This window comes from Klebsiella sp. CD33, assembly GCF_051992865.1.
In the GTDB taxonomy this organism is placed as follows: Bacteria; Pseudomonadota; Gammaproteobacteria; order Enterobacterales; family Enterobacteriaceae; genus Klebsiella; species Klebsiella pneumoniae.
This window is the reverse complement of the sequence record NZ_CP197023.1, coordinates 3,910,912-3,932,825: the sequence shown is the minus strand read 5'-3', so window position 1 is coordinate 3,932,825 and position 21,914 is coordinate 3,910,912. Positions and strand designations below refer to the sequence as shown.

The window sequence follows — 21,914 nt, the reverse complement described above, 5'->3', positions numbered from 1 at the left end:
TTTGTCGTCTTTTTCAGGAAGTTTATTATGAATAAATTTGCACCTTTACATCCGAAGGTTAGTACGCTGCTGCATGGCGCGGATTATAATCCGGAGCAATGGGAGAATGACCCCGATATTATTGATAAAGACATTGCCATGATGCAGCAGGCAAAATGCAATGTGATGTCGGTGGGAATATTTAGCTGGGCGAAACTGGAGCCACGCGAAGGGGTATTTAATTTCGCCTGGCTGGATATTATCCTCGATAAACTGTATGCCGCCGGCATTCATGTCTTTCTGGCCACGCCGAGCGGCGCGCGTCCGGCGTGGATGTCGCAGCGCTATCCGCAGGTTCTGCGGGTGGGGCGCGATCGGGTGCCGGCCCTGCACGGCGGCCGTCACAACCACTGTATGTCGTCACCGGTCTATCGCGAGAAAACCCTGCAAATCAATACCCTGCTGGCAGAACGTTATTCCTCACACCCGGCGGTGCTGGGCTGGCATATTTCCAACGAATATGGCGGTGAATGCCATTGCGATCTCTGCCAGAACCGTTTTCGCGACTGGCTGAAGGCGCGTTACCAGACCCTGGAGAACCTCAACCAGGCCTGGTGGAGCACCTTCTGGAGTCATACCTATACCGACTGGTCGCAGATTGAACCGCCTGCGCCGCAGGGCGAGATGTCGATCCACGGTCTTAATCTTGACTGGCATCGCTTTAACACCGCTCAGGTGACCGATTTCTGCCGCCATGAAATTGCTCCGCTGAAGGCGGCGAATGCCTCCCTGCCGGTGACTACCAACTTTATGGAGTATTTCTACGATTACGACTACTGGCAGCTGGCGGAGGCGCTGGATTTCATCTCCTGGGACAGCTATCCGATGTGGCACCGCGATAAAGACGAAACCGCGCTGGCCTGTTACACCGCGATGTATCACGACATGATGCGCAGCCTGAAGGGCGGCAAACCGTTTGTGCTGATGGAGTCCACCCCGGGCGCCACCAACTGGCAGCCGACCAGCAAACTGAAGAAGCCGGGAATGCATATTCTTTCCTCGCTGCAGGCGGTGGCGCATGGCGCCGACTCGGTGCAGTATTTCCAGTGGCGGAAAAGCCGCGGTTCGGTTGAGAAATTTCACGGCGCAGTGGTCGACCACGTCGGACATATTGATACCCGCATTGGCCGCGAAGTCTGCCAGCTCGGCGAGATCCTCAGCAAGCTGCCGGAGGTGAGGGGCTGTCGCACCGAGGCGAAAGTAGCGATTATCTTCGACCAGCAGAACCGCTGGGCGCTGGATGACGCCCAGGGGCCGCGCAATCTTGGGATGGAATATGAGAAGACGGTCAACGAGCACTACCGCCCGTTCTGGGAGCAAGGCATCGCCGTCGATGTGATTGACGCCGATGTCGATTTAACGCCGTATCAGTTAGTGATTGCCCCGATGTTATATATGGTGCGCGACGGCTTTGCCGGTCGGGCGGAGGCGTTTGTCGCCAATGGCGGCCACCTGGTGACCACCTACTGGACCGGTATCGTCAATGAGTCCGATCTCTGCTATCTCGGCGGCTTCCCGGGCCCGCTGCGCAATCTGCTGGGTATCTGGGCGGAAGAGATCGACTGCCTGAATGACGGCGAGTTTAATCTGGTGCAGGGGCTTGCCGGGAATCAGTGCGGTCTGCAGGGCCCTTATCAGGTGCGCCATCTCTGCGAACTGATCCATATCGAGAGCGCCCAGGCGCTGGCCACCTACCGGGATGATTTTTATGCCGGACGGCCGGCTGTGACGGTGAACGCGTTCGGGAAAGGCAAAGCCTGGCATGTGGCCTCCCGCAACGATTTAGCCTTCCAGCGCGATTTCTTTACCGCCCTGAGCAAGGAGCTGGCCCTGCCGCGGGCGATAGCGACGGAGTTACCACCCGGCGTGGTGGCGACTGCGCGCACCGACGGTGACAACGCATTTATCTTCCTGCAGAACTACAGCGCGCAAAACCATACCCTTACCCTGCCGCAAGGGTATTGGGATTGCCTGACCGACGCGGCGGTATCGGCTCCACTGACCCTGTCGGCATGGGATTGCCGTATTCTCCGTCGTCACGCGTAATTTCTTCTTCTCCACGCCTGCTCTGACGAGCAGGCTTTTTTTTATCTTAAACCTGGAGTTTATTATGGTGAGTTTAAAATCCTTCCTGCACTATTTCTCCCCAGCGCGTCCGGCACAGCCATTAAGCGAGGCGGAAAAACAGCAAATCGAGGCGCTGATTCAGGCCTTTGGTGGCGAAGCGAATATTACGCAAGTGGACGCCTGTATTACCCGTCTGCGGGTTAGCGTTCGCCATCTTGCGGCCGTGGACTCCGAAGCATTACAGCAGCAGGGCGCGCTGGGGGTTATTATTCTTGGTCAGCAGGTGCATGCTATTTTCGGTAAGCAGTCCGATGCGCTGCGTCAGCTTCTGGATGAACATTTTGCCGCCCGGAAATAAATAAAACGGGATAACCTGAAAACAGGTTATCCCGAAAATAAGACAAAGACAGCAGTGGCAATAAAGTTTACCGGAAGATAATTAACAGTCTTACAGCAGGAGATAAAAATAACGTATGAGTCTTAGCCGTGCGCGATTACCACCAGGCCTCAACCTGCACGCCGAAATTCCAGGTATTATTCGCCGTCTGGTCTTCAAACGGTTTACCATCTTCGGAATCATTCAAATATGAAGCAAAAATGCGTAATTCCGGACGTGACATAAAGTCTGGCCCGTCCGCCAGGCCCAACGCAATGGTGTATTTCTCACCGGCCTGTTTGTAGCTGGTGCCATTGTTGTAGCTGTCTTTCTGATAGAAACCGCCGACTTCGCCAATCAGGCGCACGTAGTCGGTGAACTGGTACTGCCCGCGGGCGACCAGCGACAGCATCCGCGTTTTGTCGGTATAGTCGGTAATGTCATCCGCCGAGCCCCAGGTCAGAACGTGGTTGATAGAAAACTTCTCAGTAATCGGGATCAGGCCGGTGTTAATCACGCGATAACCGGTGGCGTCGTTCACGTAGTTCCACATATCGTACCAGCCGCCGCCCTGGGAGACCATGTTCTGCGCCAGGCCTTTGTTGGCGTACTGCAGCACGGTTTTGTTATAGCCGCCCAGCATATCCTGACTGATTTCACCGGTCAGCATGACGCCGTTGTCAGCATCGTACAGTCCGCCGTAGCTATCCTGTTTTTTGGTGGTGTTTGGCATCGCGTAGTCGATACCGAATTCGGTCCACGAGCCCGCCCATGGCTTCCAGCCCGCGTAGCGTAAATCGATATAGTTGATATTGACGTTGCTGTCGCCATCGACGCGATAGTCAACATCGTTGGCATCGCCGCGGATCCAGGCCAGCGAGACGGCGCCTGGACCGAGGGTGTAGTTTTCCACCCCGGCTCCGGAGCCGGAAATGTTCCAGTATTTGGTATCGATGATATGCAGATCATGGCGCTGGTAGTAACGTTTACCGCCCCAGATCACCGCATTCGGATCGCCAGGGATCAGCCCCTTTATCTGCAGGTTCAACTGACGTAAGCCGAACTGTGCATCATCGTTCAGCGTGGTTTCATTATCGTTAGAGCCGTCGGAGACCATGCTGACCATACTGTCGAGATAGAAGCTGACGTCATCTTTCTTATAGACCTCAGAGCCCAGCTCCAGCTCGCCATAGGTATCCGACTCGTTCCCCAAACGGCCCAGCTTATTTTTTTGCCATTCCGCTTCGCTACCGTCGCCGGAGACCCCAACCCCGGCGCGCATATAGCCATGGAAATCGATCGTTGGGATCGCGGCGGTGGCCGCAAACGCGGAAGGAGCGATTAGCGCAGCGGCTAACGCGACTGAAAGGGCGCGCAGTGTAGTGTTCATCTCTATCCTCTTATTGTTTTGTATTACGTTCACATAACTGGTGTCATAAAATGCCTAAATGTAACTTCAGGCAAATGAGATATGATTATTGTGTGACTAACTGCAAATAATTACGGTGGTTTTTGTTGCGATGGGTGAGATGATTCACAATTCGTTGTATTGTGAACGTAATACTTTTATCGCTATTGTTTTGCAGTGAGAGGTGGTGGTGAGCGTTTTTTCAAATGGCCCCTGTTACAATCATGGGATAACAACATAAGGAACCGGACCATGAAGTCTAAAAGCGCTACTCTGGAAGACGTCGCACGCCATGCGGGCGTCTCTTACCAGACCGTGTCCAGGGTACTCAACAAATCAGCTAATGTATCCGAAGCGACGCGTCGCAAGGTGGAGAAATCGATAGAGGCCTTACGCTATGTGCCAAACCGGCTGGCGCAGCAGCTGGTGGGGAAGGAGAGCCAGACGGTCGGGCTGGTGACTATTTCTCTGGCCTGGCATGCGCCTTCCCAGGTGGCGGCGGCGGTAAAACGCTATGCCAATCTGGAAGGTTACCAGGTTCTGATTTCGATGATCGATGAGAGCGTCAACCAAAGCATCCAGGATTCCATCAATGAGCTGAAATCTCAGCGGGTGGATAAAGTCATTATCAACGTGCCGCTGGAGACCGAACAGGCGCAGAAAATCGCTGCTGACAACGATGATATCGTCTGCCTGTTTCTCGACGTTGATCCCTACAGCTCCGTGTTTAACGTTTCGTTTAACCCAGCGGACGGCACCCGGGCCAGCGTCAAATATCTCTATGAGATGGGGCATCGGGAGATCGCCCTGCTGGCGGGGCCGGACAGCTCAGTCTCGGCCAAACTCCGGTTAAAAAGCTGGCTGGAGACCCTGGATGGTTACGGTCTGAAGCCGGTGACCGTCCTGCACGGCAACTGGGATGCGCAGAGCGGCTACGCCGGCGCGCTGCAGATGCTGCGCGAAACGCCTAATTTCAGCGCTGTGCTGGTGGGTAATGATCAGATGGCGCTGGGGGTGCTCAGCGCCTTCCATCAGCATCAGGTGGCGGTGCCGGGTGAGAAGTCGGTTATTGGCTATGACGATACCTACGAAAGCTCCTTTTTCTATCCGGCGCTGAGTACCGTGTCGCTCGACCTCGACCTGCAGGGGAAAGAGGCGGTGCGGCGGATCCTCGCCAGCACCAGCGGGGTGCCTCATACCTCATCCATTCTGCCGGCGCGCCTGGTGATACGCCATTCCAGCGGCGCCCGAATCGAGCAGGGAAAAGATCTGCAGGCCATTGCAGAACAGCTCCGCGCCATCGCCCACCGTCTGGCACCCTGACGCCAAAGGCGGGGAAACTCGCCTTATCACCTTACTCTTAAATTTAGCAGGGTTGATCTTTGTCACAGCACGGCGTACCCTTAATGTTATGTTATAACATAATGAAGAGGTCAGCATGAAAGCCCATATCCATCCTCCCTATCGTACGGTGGTGTTTCACGACACCAGCGCGAATGAGTATTTTAAAGTCGGCTCAACTATCCGCACCGATCGCGTGATTGAACTCGATGGCGAAACTTTTCCGTATGTGACGATCGACGTCTCCTCGAAATCGCATCCGTACTACACGGGCAAACAAAAAACCTTCGCCAATGAAGGCAGTGCAGCCCGATTCCGCCAGCGCTTCGGCGGCTTTATTGATGCGAAAAGGAAAGCATGATGCAGGTCGTCAACTCATTACGTAGCGCTAAACAGCGCCACCCGGATTGCCAGCTGGTTAAACGCAAAGGGCGGCTGTACGTTATCTGTAAGAGCAACCCCCGCTTCAAAGCGGTACAGGGGCGCAAAAAACGCCGTTAACGGAAACTCTCCAGCGAGCGGCGCTGTTGGCCGTCGGCGGTAAAATTGTCGGCGGCCAGCCATTGGCGCATGGCGTTATCCAGCTCCGGCCATTCGCCGTCTATCACCGAAAACCAGTCCGTGTCCCGGTTGTGTCCTTTACTCACCAGCGCCTGGCGAAAACGTCCTTCGTACTGAAACCCCAGCCGCCTTGCCGCCCGGGCTGATGGGATATTAAGACTGTTGCATTTCCATTCATAGCGACGGTAGCCGAGCGTATCAAAGACATACTGCATCAACAGCCAGTGCGCTTCGGTGGCCATGGCCGTTCGGCTCAGTAACGGTGAAAAATGCACATGCCCCACCTCTACCACACCGTGAGCGATATCGATACGCATTAACGCCAGCGAGCCGACCGCTTTCCCTCGCTGCTGGTCAACGACGGCAAAATGAATCGGGTCTGCCAGCGTGGCGACCTGCTCCACCCAGGCACTGAATTCTGCAAGGTTGCTCTCAGGTTCACGCAGCAGCCACGTCCAGCTGCGGGCGTCTGGCGCCAGCTGGTGAGCGGCGAACAGATCGCTGGCATGAGCAAGAGTCAGCGGTTCGAGTCGACAACGGCTGCCCTGTAATACCTGTCGTGTCGGCCAGGGGCGCGGCTGCCAGTCAGGCAGCGCGACGCCGAGCGCCTGGCCAAACTGATTATATTCGCACATTGCGGTTTCCTTATTGGGGATTTACAGGCAGCGTACGCGCTCGCTGGTTCCATAAAAAGTGCCATTAGAGTATGTTTTTATGGGGCCACGAGGAGGCAATATGAATATACCGGACGAGGGGTTTTTTACGCTGTTGACGCAGGGGATGCGGAACCGCACGGTCGAAACCTTACAGCGCGCCCTTTACCACACCTTGCGTGACGCTATCCTGCAGGGAACCCTGACGGCCCGCTGCCGTTTACCTGGATCGCGGGTGATGGCCGAACGGCTACACCTGTCGCGGAATACGGTCAATGCCGCACTGGAACAGCTGGCGCTGGAGGGGTACCTGACACGGAGCCGTCAGGGAACGCAGGTGGCACCACTCGCCTCCTGCCGCCAGGAGGCGGGTCAGATGCCGCCCGTCGTGCTGCCTGAGCGGCTGCAAAGGCTGCCAGCCGCGATGCGCCGCGACTCACCGACGCTGGCATTTACGCCAGGCATGCCGGCGGTAAACTATTTCCCGCTGCCGCTGTGGCGGCGACTGATGGATAACGTGCTACGCGAAGATGGTAGCGCGCTGCTGGGTTATGGCGAAGCCGCGGGCGATCCTTTGCTGCGAGAGGCTATCGCTCGTCATCTGGCGCTCTCCCGGGGCATCCGGTGCGATATCCGGCAGATCGTCATCACCGAAGGCGCGCTGGAAGGCGTCAACTTATGCGCCTCGCTACTGACCAACCCGGGCGACAGCGTGTGGCTGGAAGAACCGGGGTACCTGGGGGCGAGGAGTGGCTTTCAGCGGGCGGGACTGCGGGTCAGAGGAATGGCTGTCGACGATGAAGGGATGTGTATTGCCAACGGCGTCGCGGAGCCGCCCCGGCTCATTTTCACCTCTCCTTCACACCAGTATCCCTGTGGGAGCATCATGAGCGCCGGGCGCCGTCTGGCGCTCGTGGAATATGCCCGCCGGCACGGGGCGTGGATTGTGGAGGATGACTACGACAGCGAGTTTCGCCATAGCGGAGAACCGATCCCGGCGATGCTGGGAATGGTGCCTGATGCCCCGGTGGTCTATCTCGGCACCTTCAGCAAAACGCTGTTTCCGGCGTTGCGTATCGGTTTTATGGTTATGCCGCCCGCGCTGGCGGATGCTGCTCAGGACGCCATTGGCGCGCTGCTGCGCGGGGGACACCGTGCTGAACAGCGGGCGCTGGCCAGCTTTATCGAGAAGGGACACTATGCGCGCCATCTGGCGGCGATGCGCCGCCTGTACCGTAAACGTCAGCAACAGCTGCGCGAGGCGCTGGCGCAAGAGATAACCGTGCCGTGCGACGTTCTCGGCGGGGGAGGGGGGATGCACCTGACGGTGGCGATGGAGGGCGTTAATGACCGGACGCTTGCGCAGCAGGCGCGCCAGTTTCAGCTGGCGCCCGCCGCGTTAAGTCATTTCTATCTCGACCCGCAGCGAGCGCGGAGCGGACTGGTGCTTGGGTATGGCAATACCTCTGCTTCTCGCTATCTCCCGGCGCTGCGGACCCTAAATCGCCTTATTGCGCAGCACCGGCGCGCGTGAGGGTAAAGACATCGTAGAAGGAAAGCTCGCCTTTGGTGGCGACCATCTTTTTGAGCTGCGCCTTCTGCTCGCTATCGACGTCTGGCGACTGCAGGATACGGTCGATCAGCTGCCGGGGGACAAAGCGGGTGTTGTACCATTCCCCGTTGTAGCACACTCGAAAGTCGAGGACATCGATATCCTCGTAGCGATAGCGTGGATAGACGTCAAAGAAGAAAAAGGCGTTGAACAGAATGAACAGCACCACCAGCAACCAGACCGAGTCTACCAGCGTTTCAGAGCGCAGCATGACCACCAGCGTCGCCAGAAACGCGGCATACATGGCAACGAACAGTCCCGGATGATTGCGGATAAAACTGATGCTAAAACGCGGGCGATTATCGCGTTTTTCCTGGACGTTGAGTTCGTCAATGGTGTGAATCAGCAGGCGTTGTATTTCTGTCATCTTGGTCCTCGAATTCTGCAATGAGCCTGCCGCGCCCGGCGGACCAGGCGCGGCAGGCTCAGCCTGAAGGCTATTTTATGTTGCAATATTCTGCGGAGAAAGTAACAGATCAGTTACAGAAAAGCATAACAGTTACGGATTTGTCGGCGGAAGGCGCTTAATGATCTGCGCCGGGTTACCGCCGACGACGGTACAGGCAGGTACGTCTTTGGTGACCACCGCGCCGGACGCAATGACCGCATTATCGCCAATGGTCACGCCGGGATTGATCACTGCCCGACCCCCAATCCACACATTGTGGCCAATAGTTACCGGCTTGCCGTATTCCTGGCCGCTATTACGCGCATCGGCGTCCAGCGGATGAGTGGCGGTATAAATATGGACGCCTGGCGCCAGCATACAGTTATCGCCAATATGGATAGGGCAGACGTCGAGCATCACGCAGTCAAAATTGGCGTAAAAACCGGCGCCGAGAAAAATATTATAACCATAGTCGCAGCGAAAGCTTGGCTCGATATACGCATCGCCGGCGCGAGCGAACAGCTCGGCCAGAATATGCTGACGTTGTTCCTGGTCATCCGGGGCGGAATGATTATAACGGTGCAACAACTGTCTGGCGCGCAGGCGATCGGCGCGAAGCGTTGGGTCGCCAGATAAATAGAGCTCACCGGCGATCATTTTGCGTTTTTCTTCACTCATGGGTCTTCCTTATACCTGACTGTTGATGGCCGTAGCAGTATAAAAAAGAAACCGGTTACAGGGTTGCTGTTGGCTGAATGATGTGATGTCTATCACAAAGATACCCTATGGCGGCTGACCCGTACCGTCCGGCCAGCAGACCACGTAGTACGCGTAAATTAGCGGATAAATTTCCAGACAGAGGTCGGGATTTTATCGTATAGCTTATTCATGGTCAGTTCCGCCAGACGATGGTCGGCAGCTGAGTAAAATACCGCCAGCTCATTATCAGACAGTTCATATTTATTTTTTTCAATGACGCGCTCCAGCGTGTCAATTGTCTGGCAACGACGTAAGCGCATCAAATAGTCTGTTTTAGTTAATGGCTTATCAGACATAATTCCACCTTTTGATTGTAATAATTCTAACACGATAGACTGGCCGGGTTTTCCCGGCTGGCGTTGACAAAGCAACGAAATAGTCGGTTACCGGATTTTTTCCACTTTTGCAAATCCGTAGAGTTAATGCCGTAGTTACTGAACAACGTAAAAGTGTCGTCCAGATATTCGTCAACCTGAGCGATCAGCTTATTATCCTCTGCATACTTAATTTTATAATTAAGAGCGAATGTGGCAATGTGCTCGATCAATTCATTTAACTGGAGATTGACAGCCGACGTCGGGTCGTTGACCCAGCCATGGTTGCTCTCTTCCAGGTTTGCAAGGCAGTCATGATACAGCGTTTCGCAGAGAAAGCGTAGCTGTGCAATATCATGTCTTTTTGGCGAGTATTCGTCCATAACGCATCCCCTTTTGAGTGGTTTAAACGACGACTAGCAAACACCGTTGTGGGATGAACACGACTAACTGACCTGACACTAACTGAGTAATCCTGCTGATTTAACTATAATCCACTCTCCAACAGATTTCATCGTGCTATTACGAAAAATTACAATTATCAGAGAGAAATTATCTTAAAAATAGACGAATTAATTTCGCAGGCGCTGGCCCACAGCCGGAGAAATAGAGAAATCTTATGAATCATTGGTTTAAGGCAGGCAGCTGTCGCGTTCAGAAACCGCCGACCCGTGGATAATGATAGTAAGATTATTCCTGGTAAATGAGTGTTTGCCGATCCCGAGTTGTTGAACAAGCTGCTAAAAATAGCCTGCGCCATATCAATATATATTAAATGCAGAACGAAAAATAAACAATGGCAATATGTGCCTTGCCAGCCAGTGATAAAAAAGGGCCGCGGTAGCGGCCCTTTGTTCAGGAGTGAAGATTAATGATGCTCAACCTGATGGCTGTGCTCTATATCTTCTGATTTTTTGCTAAAGCGGCGACGAACCACCACAAAGAACACCGGCACGAAGAAGATCGCCAGGATCGTCGCGGTCACCATCCCGCCCATTACGCCTGTACCGACGGCGTTCTGCGCACCGGAGCCGGCGCCGGAGCTGATAACTAGCGGCATTACCCCGAGGATGAACGCCAGAGATGTCATCAGGATTGGACGTAGACGCATACGTACTGCTTCAAGCGTCGCCTCAATCAGCCCTTTGCCCTCTTTCTCCATCAGGTCTTTGGCGAATTCAACGATCAATATTGCGTTCTTCGCCGACAGGCCGATGGTGGTCAGCAGACCCACCTGGAAGTAAACGTCGTTGGTTAGCCCGCGGAAGGTGGCGGCTAACAGCGCACCGACCACACCCAAGGGGACGACCAGCATAACCGAGAACGGAATCGACCAGCTCTCATACAGCGCCGCCAGACACAGGAAGACGACAATCAGCGAGATGGCATACAGGGCAGGGGCCTGGTTGCCGGACAGTCGCTCCTGATAAGACATCCCGGTCCAGTCGTAGCCGATACCGGAAGGCAGTTTACCCGCCAGCTCTTCCATCAGCGCCATCGCCTCACCGGTACTCTTGCCTGGCGCGGCCTGACCGAGGATTTCCAGTGACGGCAGACCGTTGTAGCGTTCCAGACGCGGCGAACCGTATTCCCAACGCGAGGTCGAGAAAGCAGAGAACGGCACCATCTGACCATCGCTGCCGCGAACATACCACTTGCCGATATCTTCCGGCAGCATACGGTATTTCGCTTCGGACATGATGTACACTTTCTTCACGCGGCCGCGGTCGATAAAGTCGTTGACATAGCTTCCGCCCCAGGCTGCGCCCAGCGTGGTGTTAATGTCGCTGATGGAGACGCCCAGCGCCTGAGCTTTCTCCTGATCGATATCGATTTTAAACTGCGGTGTATCTTCCAGACCGTTAGGGCGCACGCCGGTCAGCACGTCAGGATGCTGCGCCACCATGCCAAACAGTTGGTTACGCGCCTGGGTCAGTTTTTCGTGGCCCAGACCGCCCTGGTCAATCAGCTCGAAGTCAAAGCCGGTCGCGGTACCCAGTTCAACGATAGCCGGCAGGTTAAAGGCGAAGACCATCGCATCTTTAATCTGCGAGAAGTAGCCCATTGCTCTCGCGGTGATCGCTTCAACTTTGTTTTCCTCACCCGGACGCTGGCTCCAGTCTTTCAGCGAAACGAACGCGATACCGGTGTTCTGGCCGCGGCCGGCGAAACCGAAGCCGTTAACCGCAAACACGGATTCCACGTTGTCCTTCTCTTTGGTGAGATAGTAATTCGTCATCTCATCCAGCACTTTCTGCGTACGCTCCTGGGTGGCGCCGGCAGGCAGCTGCGCCATACTCAGGAATACACCCTGGTCCTCGTCCGGCAGGAACGAGCTCGGCAGACGGACGAACAGCCATGCCATACCCACCACGATGATCAGATACAGCACCAGATAACGACCGGTGCTGCGCAGAATGTTACCTACGCTGTCGGTGTAATGGTGCGTGCTCTTATCAAACATGCGGTTAAACCAGCCGAAGAAGCCGGTGGTCGCGCCATGGCTGCCTTTCTGAATGGGTTTCAGCATCGTGGCGCACAGCGCCGGCGTCAGGATTAACGCCACCAGTACCGACAGCGCCATCGCGGAAACGATAGTGATGGAGAACTGGCGATAGATGGCCCCGGTTGAGCCGCCGAAGAACGCCATCGGGATAAATACCGCCGACAGCACCATAGCGATACCTACCAGCGCGCCCTGAATCTGTCCCATCGATTTACGCGTCGCTTCTTTCGGCGGCAGACCCTCTTCCGCCATCACGCGCTCGACGTTCTCTACCACCACGATGGCGTCATCCACCAACAGGCCGATGGCGAGCACCATCCCGAACATCGTCAGGGTGTTTATCGAGAAGCCAAACGCCGCCAGCACCGCGAAGGTGCCTAACAGGACCACCGGTACCGCGATGGTGGGGATCAGGGTGGCGCGGAAGTTCTGCAGGAACAGATACATGACCAGGAACACCAGGATGATCGCTTCCACCAGCGTTTTAACCACTTCGTGAATAGAAATTTTCACGAACGGGGTGGTGTCATACGGGTAAACGATCTTCATCCCCGACGGGAAAAACGGCTCCATCTTCGCCAGTTCAGCGCGAATAGCGTTGGCGGTATCCAGCGCGTTCGCGCCGGTAGCCAGTTTAATACCCAGACCGGATGCCGGCTGGCCGTTAAACTTCGCCACTACGTCATAGCTTTCGCCGCCCAGCTCAATTTTGGCGACATCACGCAGACGAACCTGGGAACCGTCCTGGTTCACCTTCAGCAGGATGTTGCCAAACTCTTCCGTATTGGTCAGACGCGTCTGCGCGATGATCGAGGCGTTAAGCTGCTGGCCTTTCACCGGCGGCGTACCGCCTAACTGGCCCGCGGCCACCTGGGCGTTCTGCGCTTTCAGGGCGCTGATCACATCCACCGGCGTAAGCTGGAAGTTGTTCAGTTTGTTTGGATCCATCCAGATACGCATCGCATACTGGGAACCGAATAGCTGAACGTCGCCGACGCCGCTGGTACGGCTAATCGGATCCTTCATGTTGGCCGCCACGTAGTCCGAAATATCGTCCTGGTTCATGGTGCCGTTGGTATTAATGACGCCGACAACCATCAGGAAGCTGCTGGACGCTTTCTCAACGCTAATCCCTTGCTGCTGGACTTCTTGCGGCAGCAGAGGCGTCGCCAGCGCCAGCTTGTTCTGAACCTGAACCTGGGCGATATCCGGATCGGTACCGGATTCGAAGGTCAGCGTAATGGTTGCCGTACCGGTGGAGTCGCCATTTGAGGACATGTACATCAGGTGATCGATACCGTTCATATTCTGTTCGATAACCTGAGTTACGGTGTTCTGCACCGTTTCGGCGTCAGCACCGGGGTACATGGCGGTAATGGAAATTGCTGGCGGCGCAATCGTCGGATATTGCGCCACCGGCAATTTGAGGATCGATAATCCCCCAGCCAGCATGATGATAATGGCGATCACCCATGCAAATATGGGGCGATCGATAAAGAAATTAGGCATGTCTTAACGGCTCCTGTTTAAGTTAAGACTTGGTTTGTTCTGATGGCGCGTTGCCTGCGGCTTGCTGTTTATCATCAGAAGCTACTTCCTGCGCTTTTACCTGCACACCTGGTTTGATTTTTTGCAGGCCGGTGACGATAACGCGATCGCCGGATTTCAGACCGTCAGTGACCAGCCATTTATCGCCGATCGCCTGAGAAGCAGTGACCTGGCGGACTTCGACTTTATCGCCTTCCCCCACTACCATGACGCTGGCGTCGCCGCGCGGCGTACGGGTAACACCCTGTTGCGGTACCAGCAGGGCGTCAGGGTTAATCCCTTCTTCCAGACGGGCACGGACGAACATCCCCGGTAGCAGGGTGTGATCCGGGTTCGGGAAAATAGCGCGTAGTGTGATTGAGCCGGTGGTCTGATCGACGGTGACATCCGAGAATTCCAGCGTGCCGGACTGCGGATACTTAAGACCGTCATTAGTCACCAGCTCCACTTTCGCTTTGCCGTTTTCCTGTTTCAGGCGGCCGTCGGCTAGCTCCTGCTTCAGGCGCAGGAAATCATTGCTCGACTGGGTGACGTCAACATAGATCGGATCCAGCTGCTGTACGGTTGCCAGGGCGGTCGTTTGACCATTCTGTACCAGCGCCCCTTCGGTCACGGCGGATTTACCGATCCGGCCGCTGATCGGCGAGGTGACTTTGGTGTAGGCCAGATTGATGCGCGCGGTTTCAACGGCAGCTTTCGCCGCGACCACGGCCGCATTGCTCTGCTGCGCCGTCGCAACGGCGGTATCGTAGTCTTGTTGACTAATATATTTGGTGCCCAACAGTTTCTGATAACGCTTGACCGTCAGTTGATCCATGTTTGCCGCCGCCTGGGCTTTTGCCAGGTCGCCTTTGGCGCTGTCATAGCTGGCCTGATAGGTGGCTGGATCGATCTGATACAGAGAGACGCCGGCCTGGATATCGCTACCTTCCACGAAGTTACGTTTTAAAATAATGCCACTGACCTGAGGACGGACTTCCGCAATGCGATAGGCGCTGGTGCGGCCTGGCAGTTCGGTGGTTATTTGTAGAGGTGCGGATTTGAGCGTCACAATACCGACTTCCGGCATGTGCTGGGCTCCCTGTTGAGCCGGTTTATCGTCACATCCTGTTAGCGCTAAGCTGCCTGAGAGCATCAGAACGACCGCCAGAGGCGTTAACCCTCTGTTTTTGTTCATATGTAAACCTCGAGTGTCCAATTTCAAAATGTTCAGTGGCTCAAACAACCACAAACCCACTACAGTCTTTCTATTATGGTCATGCTATGGTACATACATTCACAAATGTATGTAAACGTAACCTCTGTAAAGTCATTAACCTATGGCACGAAAAACCAAACAACAGGCACGTGAAACCCGGCAACTGATTCTGGATGTTGCTCTGCGTCTGTTTTCGCAGCAAGGCGTATCATCTACCTCGTTGGCAACAATTGCAAAAGCTGCGGGTGTAACGAGGGGGGCTATCTACTGGCATTTCAAGAATAAATCAGATTTATTCAACGAAATTTGGGAGCTGTCAGACGCCAGTATTAGCGATCTCGAAATTGAGTATCGGGCAAAATTCCCCAACGATCCACTCTCAGTTATCAGGGAGATTCTAGTCTATGTTCTTGAAGCGACAGTGACAGAAGAACGTCGACGATTAATGATGGAGATTATCTATCATAAGTGTGAGTTCGTCGGTGAAATGACCGTGGTGCAGCAGGCCCAGCGGCAGCTCTCCCTGGCGAGTTATGAGCGTATCGAGCAGACCTTGAAAGAATGCATCGCGGCGAAGCTGCTGCCCGCCAATTTACTCACCCGGCGGGCGGCCGTGTTAATGCGCAGCTACCTTTCCGGGCTGATGGAAAACTGGCTGTTTGCCCCCGATTCGTTCGACCTGCATGCGGAAGCGCGGGACTACGTCGCTATTCTGCTGGAGATGTATCAATTCTGCCCGACGCTACGCGGCCCGGAGAGCTTGTCAGCTTAAAGGTAGCGCGCGGATGGGCGTGAATTTTTAGCGCCGTCCGCCGCTATTCGCCAGCGCTGAGAAGTGCTATTCTGCGCGCTTGCGACGACCCCCGGTATTCTCCGGCATTTGCATTCATTCATATTAACTATGCTGCACACGATCTCCAGGCAACGCGCCACGTTCATCTTTATTATCACGCTGCTCTGTTTTATTGGCCTTTTCAGCCCAGTCCAGGGCCGCGCCGCGGATCTCCCCGATCGGGCAGAGGTGCAGAGCCAGCTCAATACGTTAAACAAGCAAAAAGAACTGACTCCGCAGGACAAACTGGTCCAGCAGGATCTGACTCAGACGCTGGAAACGCTGGATAAAATCGAGCGTATCAAAAGCGAGACGGCACAGCTGCGACAGCAGGTCGAGCAGGCGCCGGCGAAGCTGCGCCAGGCGGTGGAGAGCCTCAATAACCTGAGCGATGTCCCGAACGACGACGCGACGCGCAAAACGCTAAGTACGCTCTCCCTGCGTCAGCTGGAGTCGCGCGTCACCCAGACGCTGGACGATCTGCAGAATGCGCAAAACGATCTGGCGACCTATAACAGCCAACTGGTTTCCCTGCAAACGCAGCCGGAACGCGTGCAAAATGCGATGTTCAACGCCTCCCAGCAGCTGCAGCAGATCCGCAATCGTCTGAATGGCACCTCGGTGGGCGACGAGACCCTACGCCCGACCCAGCAGGTGCTGTTGCAGGCTCAACAGGCATTGCTCAACGCGCAGATCGAGCAACAGCGCAAGAGCCTCGAAGGCAACACTATCCTGCAGGATACCCTGCAGAAGCAGCGTGACTACGTCACCGCCTGGAGCAACCGGCTGGAGCATCAGCTACAGCTGCTGCAGGAGGCCGTGAACAGCAAACGGCTGACCCTGACCGAGAAAACCGCCCAGGAGGCGGTTACCCCCGACGAAACGGCGCGTATTCAGGCCAACCCGCTGGTCAAGCAGGAGCTGGATATTAACCATCAGCTCAGCGAGAAGCTGATCCAGGCAACAGAGAACGGTAACCAGCTGGTGCAGCGCAATATCCAGGTCAAAAACTGGCTCGACCGCGCGCTGCAGTCTGAACGGGATATTAAAGAGCAAATTTCAGTTCTGCGGGGGAGCCTGCTGCTGTCGCGTATTCTTTACCAACAGCAACAGACATTACCGTCGGCGGATGAGCTGCAGGATATGACCAACCGCATCGCCGACCTGCGGCTTGAACAGTTTGAGGTGAACCAGCAGCGCGACGCGCTGTTCCAGAGCGATGCCTTTGTCGCCAAACTGGAGGAGGGGCACAGCAGCGAAGTGAACGATGAAGTCCACGCCGCGCTACTGGAAGTGATCGACATGCGTCGCGAACTGCTTGATCAGTTCAACAAACAGTTGGGCAACCAGCTGATGATGGCCATCAACCTGCAGATCAACCAGCAGCAGTTGATGAGCGTCTCGAGCAGTCTGAAGGAAATTCTGACCCAGCAAATTTTCTGGGTGAACAGCAATAAACCGATGGACTGGGAGTGGATTAAGGCCTTCCCGGAAGCGCTGAAAGGTCAGTTTAAGGCGATGAAAATCACCGTGAACTGGGAAAAAGCGTGGCCTGCGGTGTTTGTCGCTTTCCTGGCCGGTTTACCGCTGCTGTTGATTGCCGGCCTCATCCGCTGGCGTCTGCAGTGGCTCAAGGATTATCAGGCAAAGCTTGCTTCCCAGGTGGGACAGCTGCGCAACGATACCCAACTGCATACGCCGAAGGCGATCCTGATCGATCTGATCCGCGCCTTACCGGTGGTGCTGTTGATTCTGGCTATCGGTCTGATCTTACTCACCATGCAGTTAAATATTAGCGGACTGCTGTGGGCGTACAGTAAAAAGCTGGCTATGTTATGGCTGGTGTTTGGCCTGTGCTGGAAAGTGCTGGAAAAGAACGGCGTCGCGGTCAACCACTTTAATATGCCGGCGCAGTTGACCAGCCACTGGCGGCGGCAGATTGTTCGCGTCAGCCTAGCGCTGCTGCCGCTGAATTTCTGGTCGGTGATTTCCGAACTGTCGCCGCTGAACCTGATGGACGACGTGCTGGGGCAGTTGGTGATTTTCTTCAACTTACTGCTGATCGCGGTGCTGGTTTGGCCGATGTGCCGGGAAAGCTGGCGCGATAAAGAGTCGCACAGCCTGCGCCTGCTGACGATCACGGTGTTGTCTATCGTTCCGGTGGCCCTGATGGTGCTGACGGCAACCGGCTACTTCTACACGACGCTGCGTCTGGCGGGACGCTGGATCGAGACCGTGTATCTGGTGATGATCTGGAACCTGCTGTACCAGACCGTGCTGCGCGGCCTGAGCGTGGCGGCGCGGCGTATCGCCTGGCGCCGCGCGCTGGCGCGCCGTCAACATCTGGTGAAGGAAGGGGCGGAAGGCGCCGAGCCGCAGGAAGAGCCAACTATCGCTCTTGAGCAGGTCAACCAGCAGACGCTGCGCATCACCATGTTGGTGATGGTCGCGCTGTTCGCGGTGATGTTCTGGGCGATTTGGTCTGATTTGATCACCGTTTTCGCCTACCTCGACAGCATTACCCTCTGGCACTACAACGGCACCGAGGCGGGGGCCAGCGTGGTGCGCAGCGTGACGATGGGCAGTTTGTTGTTCGCCATTGTGGCGTCAATGGTCGCCTGGGCGCTGATCCGCAACCTGCCGGGTTTGCTGGAGGTGCTGGTGCTGTCGCGGCTCAACATGCGTCAGGGGACCTCCTACGCCATCACCACCATTCTCAACTATGCGATTATCGCTATCGGGGCGATGACGGTATTCGGGGCGCTGGGTGTCTCCTGGGATAAACTGCAATGGCTGGCGGCCGCGCTGTCGGTTGGTTTAGGTTTTGGTCTGCAGGAGATCTTCGGTAACTTTGTCTCCGGCCTAATCATTCTGTTCGAACGTCCGGTGCGCATTGGGGATACGGTCACTATCGGAACCTTCTCGGGGACGGTAAGCAAAATCCGTATTCGCGCCACCACCATCACCGATTTCGATCGCAAAGAGGTGATTATCCCGAACAAGGCGTTCGTTACCGAGCGCTTGATCAACTGGTCGCTCTCCGACACCGTGACCCGGGTGGTGATCCGCCTCGGCGTCGCCTATGGCTCAGACCTGGATAAGGTGAAAGAGGTGCTGCTGAAGGCCGCGCACGATCATCCGAAAGTGATGCAGGAGCCGGCGCCAGCGGTTTTCTTCACCACCTTCGGGGCCAGTACCCTGGATCATGAACTGCGTCTGTATGTTCGAGAACTGCGCGATCGCAGCTACACGGTGGATGAGCTCAACCGCGCCATCGACCGCCTGTGCCGGGAGAATGACATCAACATTGCCTTTAACCAGCTGGAAGTTCATCTGCGCAATGAAAAAGGCGATGAAGTCACCGAAGTGAAACGGGACGGGAAAGGCGACGATCTGGCGCCCACCACCGCGTCCTGATCGAAGAGGGGCGGCGCAAAGCCGCCCCTGCTGTATCAGGGCGCCAGCGCGGCGAGTTCTTCATCGCTCAGCCCGGTGAGCTCCTGCACGGTTTGACGTTCGAGGCCGCGCGCCAGCATTCTGGCGGCGATGCTGCGGGTAGCTTCCTGCTCACCCTCTTGCTGTCCCTGTTTACGGCCTTTCTCTTCCAGCCATTCGGCAATGGTCATCATCAGCTCCTTATGCCTGGGCGACTGCGCCGCCAGCGTGCGGATCAGCGCCCCCGGATGTTCCGTAGTTCCCGCCTGCAACATATAGCGCAGCAGCGTATTCAGCTGCGCTTCTGTCAGATAGCCTTGCGTCATCAGCGCAATCAGCGGCACCTGCAGCTCGGCCAGATCGCGATGGCGGATATGCTTTTGCAGCAGCTCCAGCATGGCCATCCGCCGATGACGGGCGATCTGATTATCTGGCATTACGGTGAGGTCCACCAGCGGAAAATCATTGCTATAGAGCGCCTTCGCCAGCGCCGGATCGGCGAATAGCTGTTGCCAGTTGCGGGCCCAGGGCCAGGGGCTCACTTTGCCGTGATAAAACAGAATCGGCGCCACCAGCGGCAGCGTGTCGTGGCCGGCGTCCAGATGACGCTGCGTGGCGGCCAGCGCATAGCGCAGCAGGCGAAACGCCATCAGCTTGTCCGGGGTACTCTGGTGCTCAATCAGCGCGTACACATAGCCCGGTCCATGACGCGTGCGCAGTGAGTAAAGGATATCGGAATAGCTGGCGCGCAGGTCCTCTTCAACAAAGCTACCGGAGACCAGCTGCAGCGAATCCAGTTCGCAGATCGCCAGAAACGGCGCGGGGAGGTACAACTGCAAAAAATCCTTCGCGACCGCCTGATGCATGAGCATCTGGCGAAACACCGCGTCGTGTGGGGTTTGACTGACTTTTTCCATCAATATTGTCTCCAGTGGCGTCATGCGCAGAGGACCAGACTGCCAGCACACTGCCGGAGACAACATCCTACTTCTCTGGGTTTTGCGACCCGCTTTCCGCGTTTTTTAACTTGTTTGCATAATCCCGCCGGACAATTTCCAGCGCGCTCAGCACGGTTTGCGCCGGGATCTGATGCGATTCCAGCAACATGATTAAATCGACGGCCAGTTTGACCTCATCGGATGCATTTTCCAGCGACATCGGGCTCTCCTGTTAGCGCGTCAGCCGCGCCAGTACGTTTTCAATCTTGTCCAGCGCCTGTCGGCAGCGCGCCAACCGGCCGCTGTAGGCTTCAACTTCTTTCCCCAGCCGCTGCTGCTCGTCAAGGCTGGTCGCCTGCGCCAGCTGACGCTGGCGTTGGTCGCGCATCGCCACCAGGCGGCGCTCATACTCCTGATGCTGCAGGCGACGGCGCTGCCAGCGGCTCAACGTTGGCGACGCGTGGTCCCAACTGCGCAAGGACCAGGTGGCGGTTTCACGGCGCAGCGCGGCGATTTGCGCCGCCAGACGCTCGGCAATCCAGACCACCTGCGGCAGCTGCTGGCGCTCGACGGCCTGGCTCAGTTGGGAAAAGTTTTGCCGGGCTTCCGCCAGATAGGCCTGCATCAGCGTGCTGCGGGTATGAAAGAGCTGGCGGTCAAAGCGCGGGCTGAGGGTCGCGTGCTCCGCCAGCGGCGCCACCAGCGCGGCCAGCTCACTCAGCTGGTCGTTCAGCGTTTGTAAAAGTTGAGCAGTTTTCACCAACCCCCTCCATTTTCCGTCAGCCAACTGTGCTACAGTAGCCTCATCTGTTTGATAACGATTCGCATTATGCCACCTGTTATTTTAACCATTATCGGCTGGCTGGCGGTAGCGCTGGGTACGCTGGGCGTCTTCTTACCGTTGCTGCCGACGACGCCGTTTATTCTGCTCGCCGCCTGGTGCTTTGCCCGCTCATCGCCGCGCTTTCACCAGTGGCTGCTGTATCGCTCCTGGTTTGGCGGCTATCTTCGCCACTGGCAACAGTACCGCGCCATGCCTCGCGGCGCTAAACCGCGCGCCATTGCGATGATCGTGGTGACTTTTGCTATTTCGCTATGGCTGGTTAAGCTTACGTGGGTGCGCATCATGCTGTTGGTCATTCTGGCCTGTCTGCTGATCTTTATGTGGCGCATTCCGGTGGTTGACGCAAAGCAACAAAAGCACTGATGCGCAATAATGCCTGTTGCAATTGTTGCCGACAGCCAGTAAATTCTGGCGTTTTCGAGCGCGGGTAAGCCAGGTCAAAGGTTAAACAAATGTTTCTTTGACCCATTTTGCATGCCCGTGGGTAACACCGTTTCAATCAGGCATACACTTATGACCGCAACTGCACAGCAGCTTGAATATCTGAAGAACAGCATCCAGAGTATCGAGGATTATCCAAAACCTGGCATTCTTTTCCGCGATGTCACCAGCTTACTGGAAGATCCGAAAGCCTACGCGCTTAGCATTGAACTGCTGACCGAGCGCTACAAAGACGCGGGTATTACCAAAGTGGTAGGGACTGAGGCGCGTGGCTTCCTGTTCGGCGCACCGGTCGCGCTGGCGCTGGGCGTGGGCTTTGTTCCGGTACGCAAGCCGCGTAAGTTGCCGCGTGAAACCATCGCCGAGACCTATGAGCTGGAGTATGGCACCGATCAGCTGGAGATCCACGTTGACGCCATTAAACCGGGCGATAAAGTGCTGGTGGTTGACGATCTGCTGGCGACCGGCGGCACTATCGACGCCACGGTCAAACTGATCCGCCGCCTCGGTGGCGAAGTGCACGATGCCGCTTTCATTATCAATCTCTTCGATCTGGGCGGCGAACAGCGCCTGGAGAAGCTGGGGATCCACTGCTACAGTCTGGTGCCGTTCCCGGGCCACTAAGCAAATCCCTCCACATAGCCTCGCCGATCG

At 56.0% G+C, this 21,914-nt stretch carries 22 protein-coding genes; 11 read left to right on the top strand and 11 right to left on the bottom strand.

The window, feature by feature from the left end; all coding sequences use genetic code 11:
- Window positions 1-27 precede the first annotated feature (27 nt).
- On the top strand, window positions 28-2,085 hold the full coding sequence (locus ACR809_RS19370; protein ID WP_122051512.1) for a beta-galactosidase: 2,058 nt from the start codon (window positions 28-30) through the stop codon (window positions 2,083-2,085).
- Window positions 2,086-2,149: 64 nt separating this feature from the next.
- On the top strand, window positions 2,150-2,464 hold the full coding sequence (locus tag ACR809_RS19365) for a glucose PTS transporter subunit EIIB (RefSeq protein WP_002892003.1): 315 nt from the start codon (window positions 2,150-2,152) through the stop codon (window positions 2,462-2,464).
- Window positions 2,465-2,600: 136 nt separating this feature from the next.
- On the opposite strand, the gene ACR809_RS19360 is transcribed toward ACR809_RS19365, so the two are convergent.
- A complete protein-coding gene (locus ACR809_RS19360) occupies window positions 2,601-3,872 on the bottom strand; it encodes a maltoporin (RefSeq protein ID WP_004177240.1) in 1,272 nt (423 codons plus the stop codon).
- A gap of 270 nt (window positions 3,873-4,142) precedes the next feature.
- Here ACR809_RS19360 and ACR809_RS19355 point away from each other — a divergent pair, with 270 nt between their 5' ends.
- From ACR809_RS19355 to ykgO, 3 genes are all read left to right on the top strand, one after another.
- Entirely contained in the window at window positions 4,143-5,213 is a 1,071-nt protein-coding gene (locus ACR809_RS19355) for a LacI family DNA-binding transcriptional regulator (RefSeq protein ID WP_122051511.1), read from the top strand.
- A gap of 115 nt (window positions 5,214-5,328) precedes the next feature.
- Window positions 5,329-5,592: a type B 50S ribosomal protein L31 gene (locus ACR809_RS19350; protein ID WP_002892011.1), complete on the top strand. Its 264-nt coding sequence runs from the start codon at window positions 5,329-5,331 to the stop codon at window positions 5,590-5,592.
- Window positions 5,592-5,732 (top strand): type B 50S ribosomal protein L36, encoded by a 141-nt coding sequence (gene ykgO / locus ACR809_RS19345; RefSeq protein WP_002892018.1) that lies wholly within the window; start codon window positions 5,592-5,594, stop codon window positions 5,730-5,732. The genes ACR809_RS19350 and ykgO overlap by 1 nt, the downstream gene beginning before the upstream one ends.
- On the opposite strand, the gene ACR809_RS19340 is transcribed toward ykgO, so the two are convergent.
- A complete protein-coding gene (locus tag ACR809_RS19340; RefSeq protein ID WP_002892021.1) occupies window positions 5,729-6,427 on the bottom strand; it encodes a GNAT family N-acetyltransferase in 699 nt (232 codons plus the stop codon). The genes ykgO and ACR809_RS19340 overlap by 4 nt on opposite strands.
- 100 nt (window positions 6,428-6,527) lie before the next feature.
- Here ACR809_RS19340 and pdxR point away from each other — a divergent pair, with 100 nt between their 5' ends.
- Complete coding sequence (gene pdxR, locus ACR809_RS19335; protein ID WP_002892023.1) at window positions 6,528-7,979, top strand: MocR-like pyridoxine biosynthesis transcription factor PdxR; 1,452 nt, start codon at window positions 6,528-6,530, stop codon at window positions 7,977-7,979.
- On the opposite strand, the gene ACR809_RS19330 is transcribed toward pdxR, so the two are convergent.
- Window positions 7,954-8,424 (bottom strand): YlaC family protein, encoded by a 471-nt coding sequence (locus tag ACR809_RS19330; RefSeq protein WP_002892026.1) that lies wholly within the window; start codon window positions 8,422-8,424, stop codon window positions 7,954-7,956. The genes pdxR and ACR809_RS19330 overlap by 26 nt on opposite strands.
- A 20-nt stretch (window positions 8,425-8,444) precedes the next feature.
- Here ACR809_RS19330 and ACR809_RS19325 point away from each other — a divergent pair, with 20 nt between their 5' ends.
- Window positions 8,445-8,585: a hypothetical protein gene (locus ACR809_RS19325; RefSeq protein ID WP_004147370.1), complete on the top strand. Its 141-nt coding sequence runs from the start codon at window positions 8,445-8,447 to the stop codon at window positions 8,583-8,585.
- Here ACR809_RS19325 and maa read toward each other — a convergent pair.
- The 5 genes from maa to acrA all read right to left on the bottom strand — a co-directional run bounded on the left by maa (window position 8,557) and on the right by acrA (window position 14,749).
- Window positions 8,557-9,123 carry a maltose O-acetyltransferase gene (gene maa / locus ACR809_RS19320; protein WP_002892030.1) on the bottom strand — a complete coding sequence of 189 codons (567 nt, stop codon included), beginning with the start codon at window positions 9,121-9,123 and terminating at the stop codon, window positions 8,557-8,559. The two genes, ACR809_RS19325 and maa, sit on opposite strands and share 29 nt — an antisense overlap.
- A 158-nt stretch (window positions 9,124-9,281) precedes the next feature.
- On the bottom strand, window positions 9,282-9,500 hold the full coding sequence (locus ACR809_RS19315) for an HHA domain-containing protein (RefSeq protein ID WP_002892050.1): 219 nt from the start codon (window positions 9,498-9,500) through the stop codon (window positions 9,282-9,284).
- Between the two features lie 26 nt (window positions 9,501-9,526).
- Window positions 9,527-9,901, bottom strand: a complete 375-nt coding sequence (tomB, locus tag ACR809_RS19310) for an Hha toxicity modulator TomB (RefSeq protein ID WP_002892066.1) — start codon at window positions 9,899-9,901, stop codon at window positions 9,527-9,529.
- Window positions 9,902-10,386: 485 nt separating this feature from the next.
- Window positions 10,387-13,533, bottom strand: coding sequence for a multidrug efflux RND transporter permease subunit AcrB (gene acrB, locus ACR809_RS19305; RefSeq protein WP_002892069.1), 3,147 nt, complete (start codon window positions 13,531-13,533; stop codon window positions 10,387-10,389).
- Between the two features lie 22 nt (window positions 13,534-13,555).
- Entirely contained in the window at window positions 13,556-14,749 is a 1,194-nt protein-coding gene (gene acrA, locus ACR809_RS19300) for a multidrug efflux RND transporter periplasmic adaptor subunit AcrA (RefSeq protein ID WP_004177236.1), read from the bottom strand.
- A 142-nt stretch (window positions 14,750-14,891) separates the two neighbouring features.
- Here acrA and acrR point away from each other — a divergent pair, with 142 nt between their 5' ends.
- Both acrR and mscK read left to right on the top strand, forming a co-directional pair.
- The gene (gene acrR, locus ACR809_RS19295) at window positions 14,892-15,542 is read left to right on the top strand and encodes a multidrug efflux transporter transcriptional repressor AcrR (RefSeq protein WP_002892080.1); all 651 of its coding nucleotides are present in this window, start codon (window positions 14,892-14,894) and stop codon (window positions 15,540-15,542) included.
- Window positions 15,543-15,671: 129 nt separating this feature from the next.
- Entirely contained in the window at window positions 15,672-19,019 is a 3,348-nt protein-coding gene (gene mscK / locus ACR809_RS19290; protein WP_122051510.1) for a mechanosensitive channel MscK, read from the top strand.
- 35 nt (window positions 19,020-19,054) lie between these two features.
- Here the strand turns inward: mscK and ACR809_RS19285 are convergent, their stop codons facing one another.
- From ACR809_RS19285 to priC, 3 genes are all read right to left on the bottom strand, one after another.
- Window positions 19,055-19,954: an Rpn family recombination-promoting nuclease/putative transposase gene (locus ACR809_RS19285; RefSeq protein WP_122051509.1), complete on the bottom strand. Its 900-nt coding sequence runs from the start codon at window positions 19,952-19,954 to the stop codon at window positions 19,055-19,057.
- A 67-nt stretch (window positions 19,955-20,021) separates the two neighbouring features.
- A complete protein-coding gene (gene rsmS / locus ACR809_RS19280; RefSeq protein ID WP_002892136.1) occupies window positions 20,022-20,195 on the bottom strand; it encodes a pleiotropic regulatory protein RsmS in 174 nt (57 codons plus the stop codon).
- A 12-nt stretch (window positions 20,196-20,207) separates the two neighbouring features.
- The gene (gene priC, locus ACR809_RS19275) at window positions 20,208-20,735 is read right to left on the bottom strand and encodes a primosomal replication protein N'' (RefSeq protein WP_122051508.1); all 528 of its coding nucleotides are present in this window, start codon (window positions 20,733-20,735) and stop codon (window positions 20,208-20,210) included.
- A gap of 69 nt (window positions 20,736-20,804) precedes the next feature.
- Here priC and ACR809_RS19270 point away from each other — a divergent pair, with 69 nt between their 5' ends.
- On the top strand, window positions 20,805-21,182 hold the full coding sequence (locus ACR809_RS19270; RefSeq protein WP_002892144.1) for a DUF454 family protein: 378 nt from the start codon (window positions 20,805-20,807) through the stop codon (window positions 21,180-21,182).
- Between the two features lie 150 nt (window positions 21,183-21,332).
- Window positions 21,333-21,884 (top strand): adenine phosphoribosyltransferase, encoded by a 552-nt coding sequence (gene apt, locus ACR809_RS19265; protein ID WP_002892145.1) that lies wholly within the window; start codon window positions 21,333-21,335, stop codon window positions 21,882-21,884.
- Window positions 21,885-21,914: the final 30 nt, after the last annotated feature.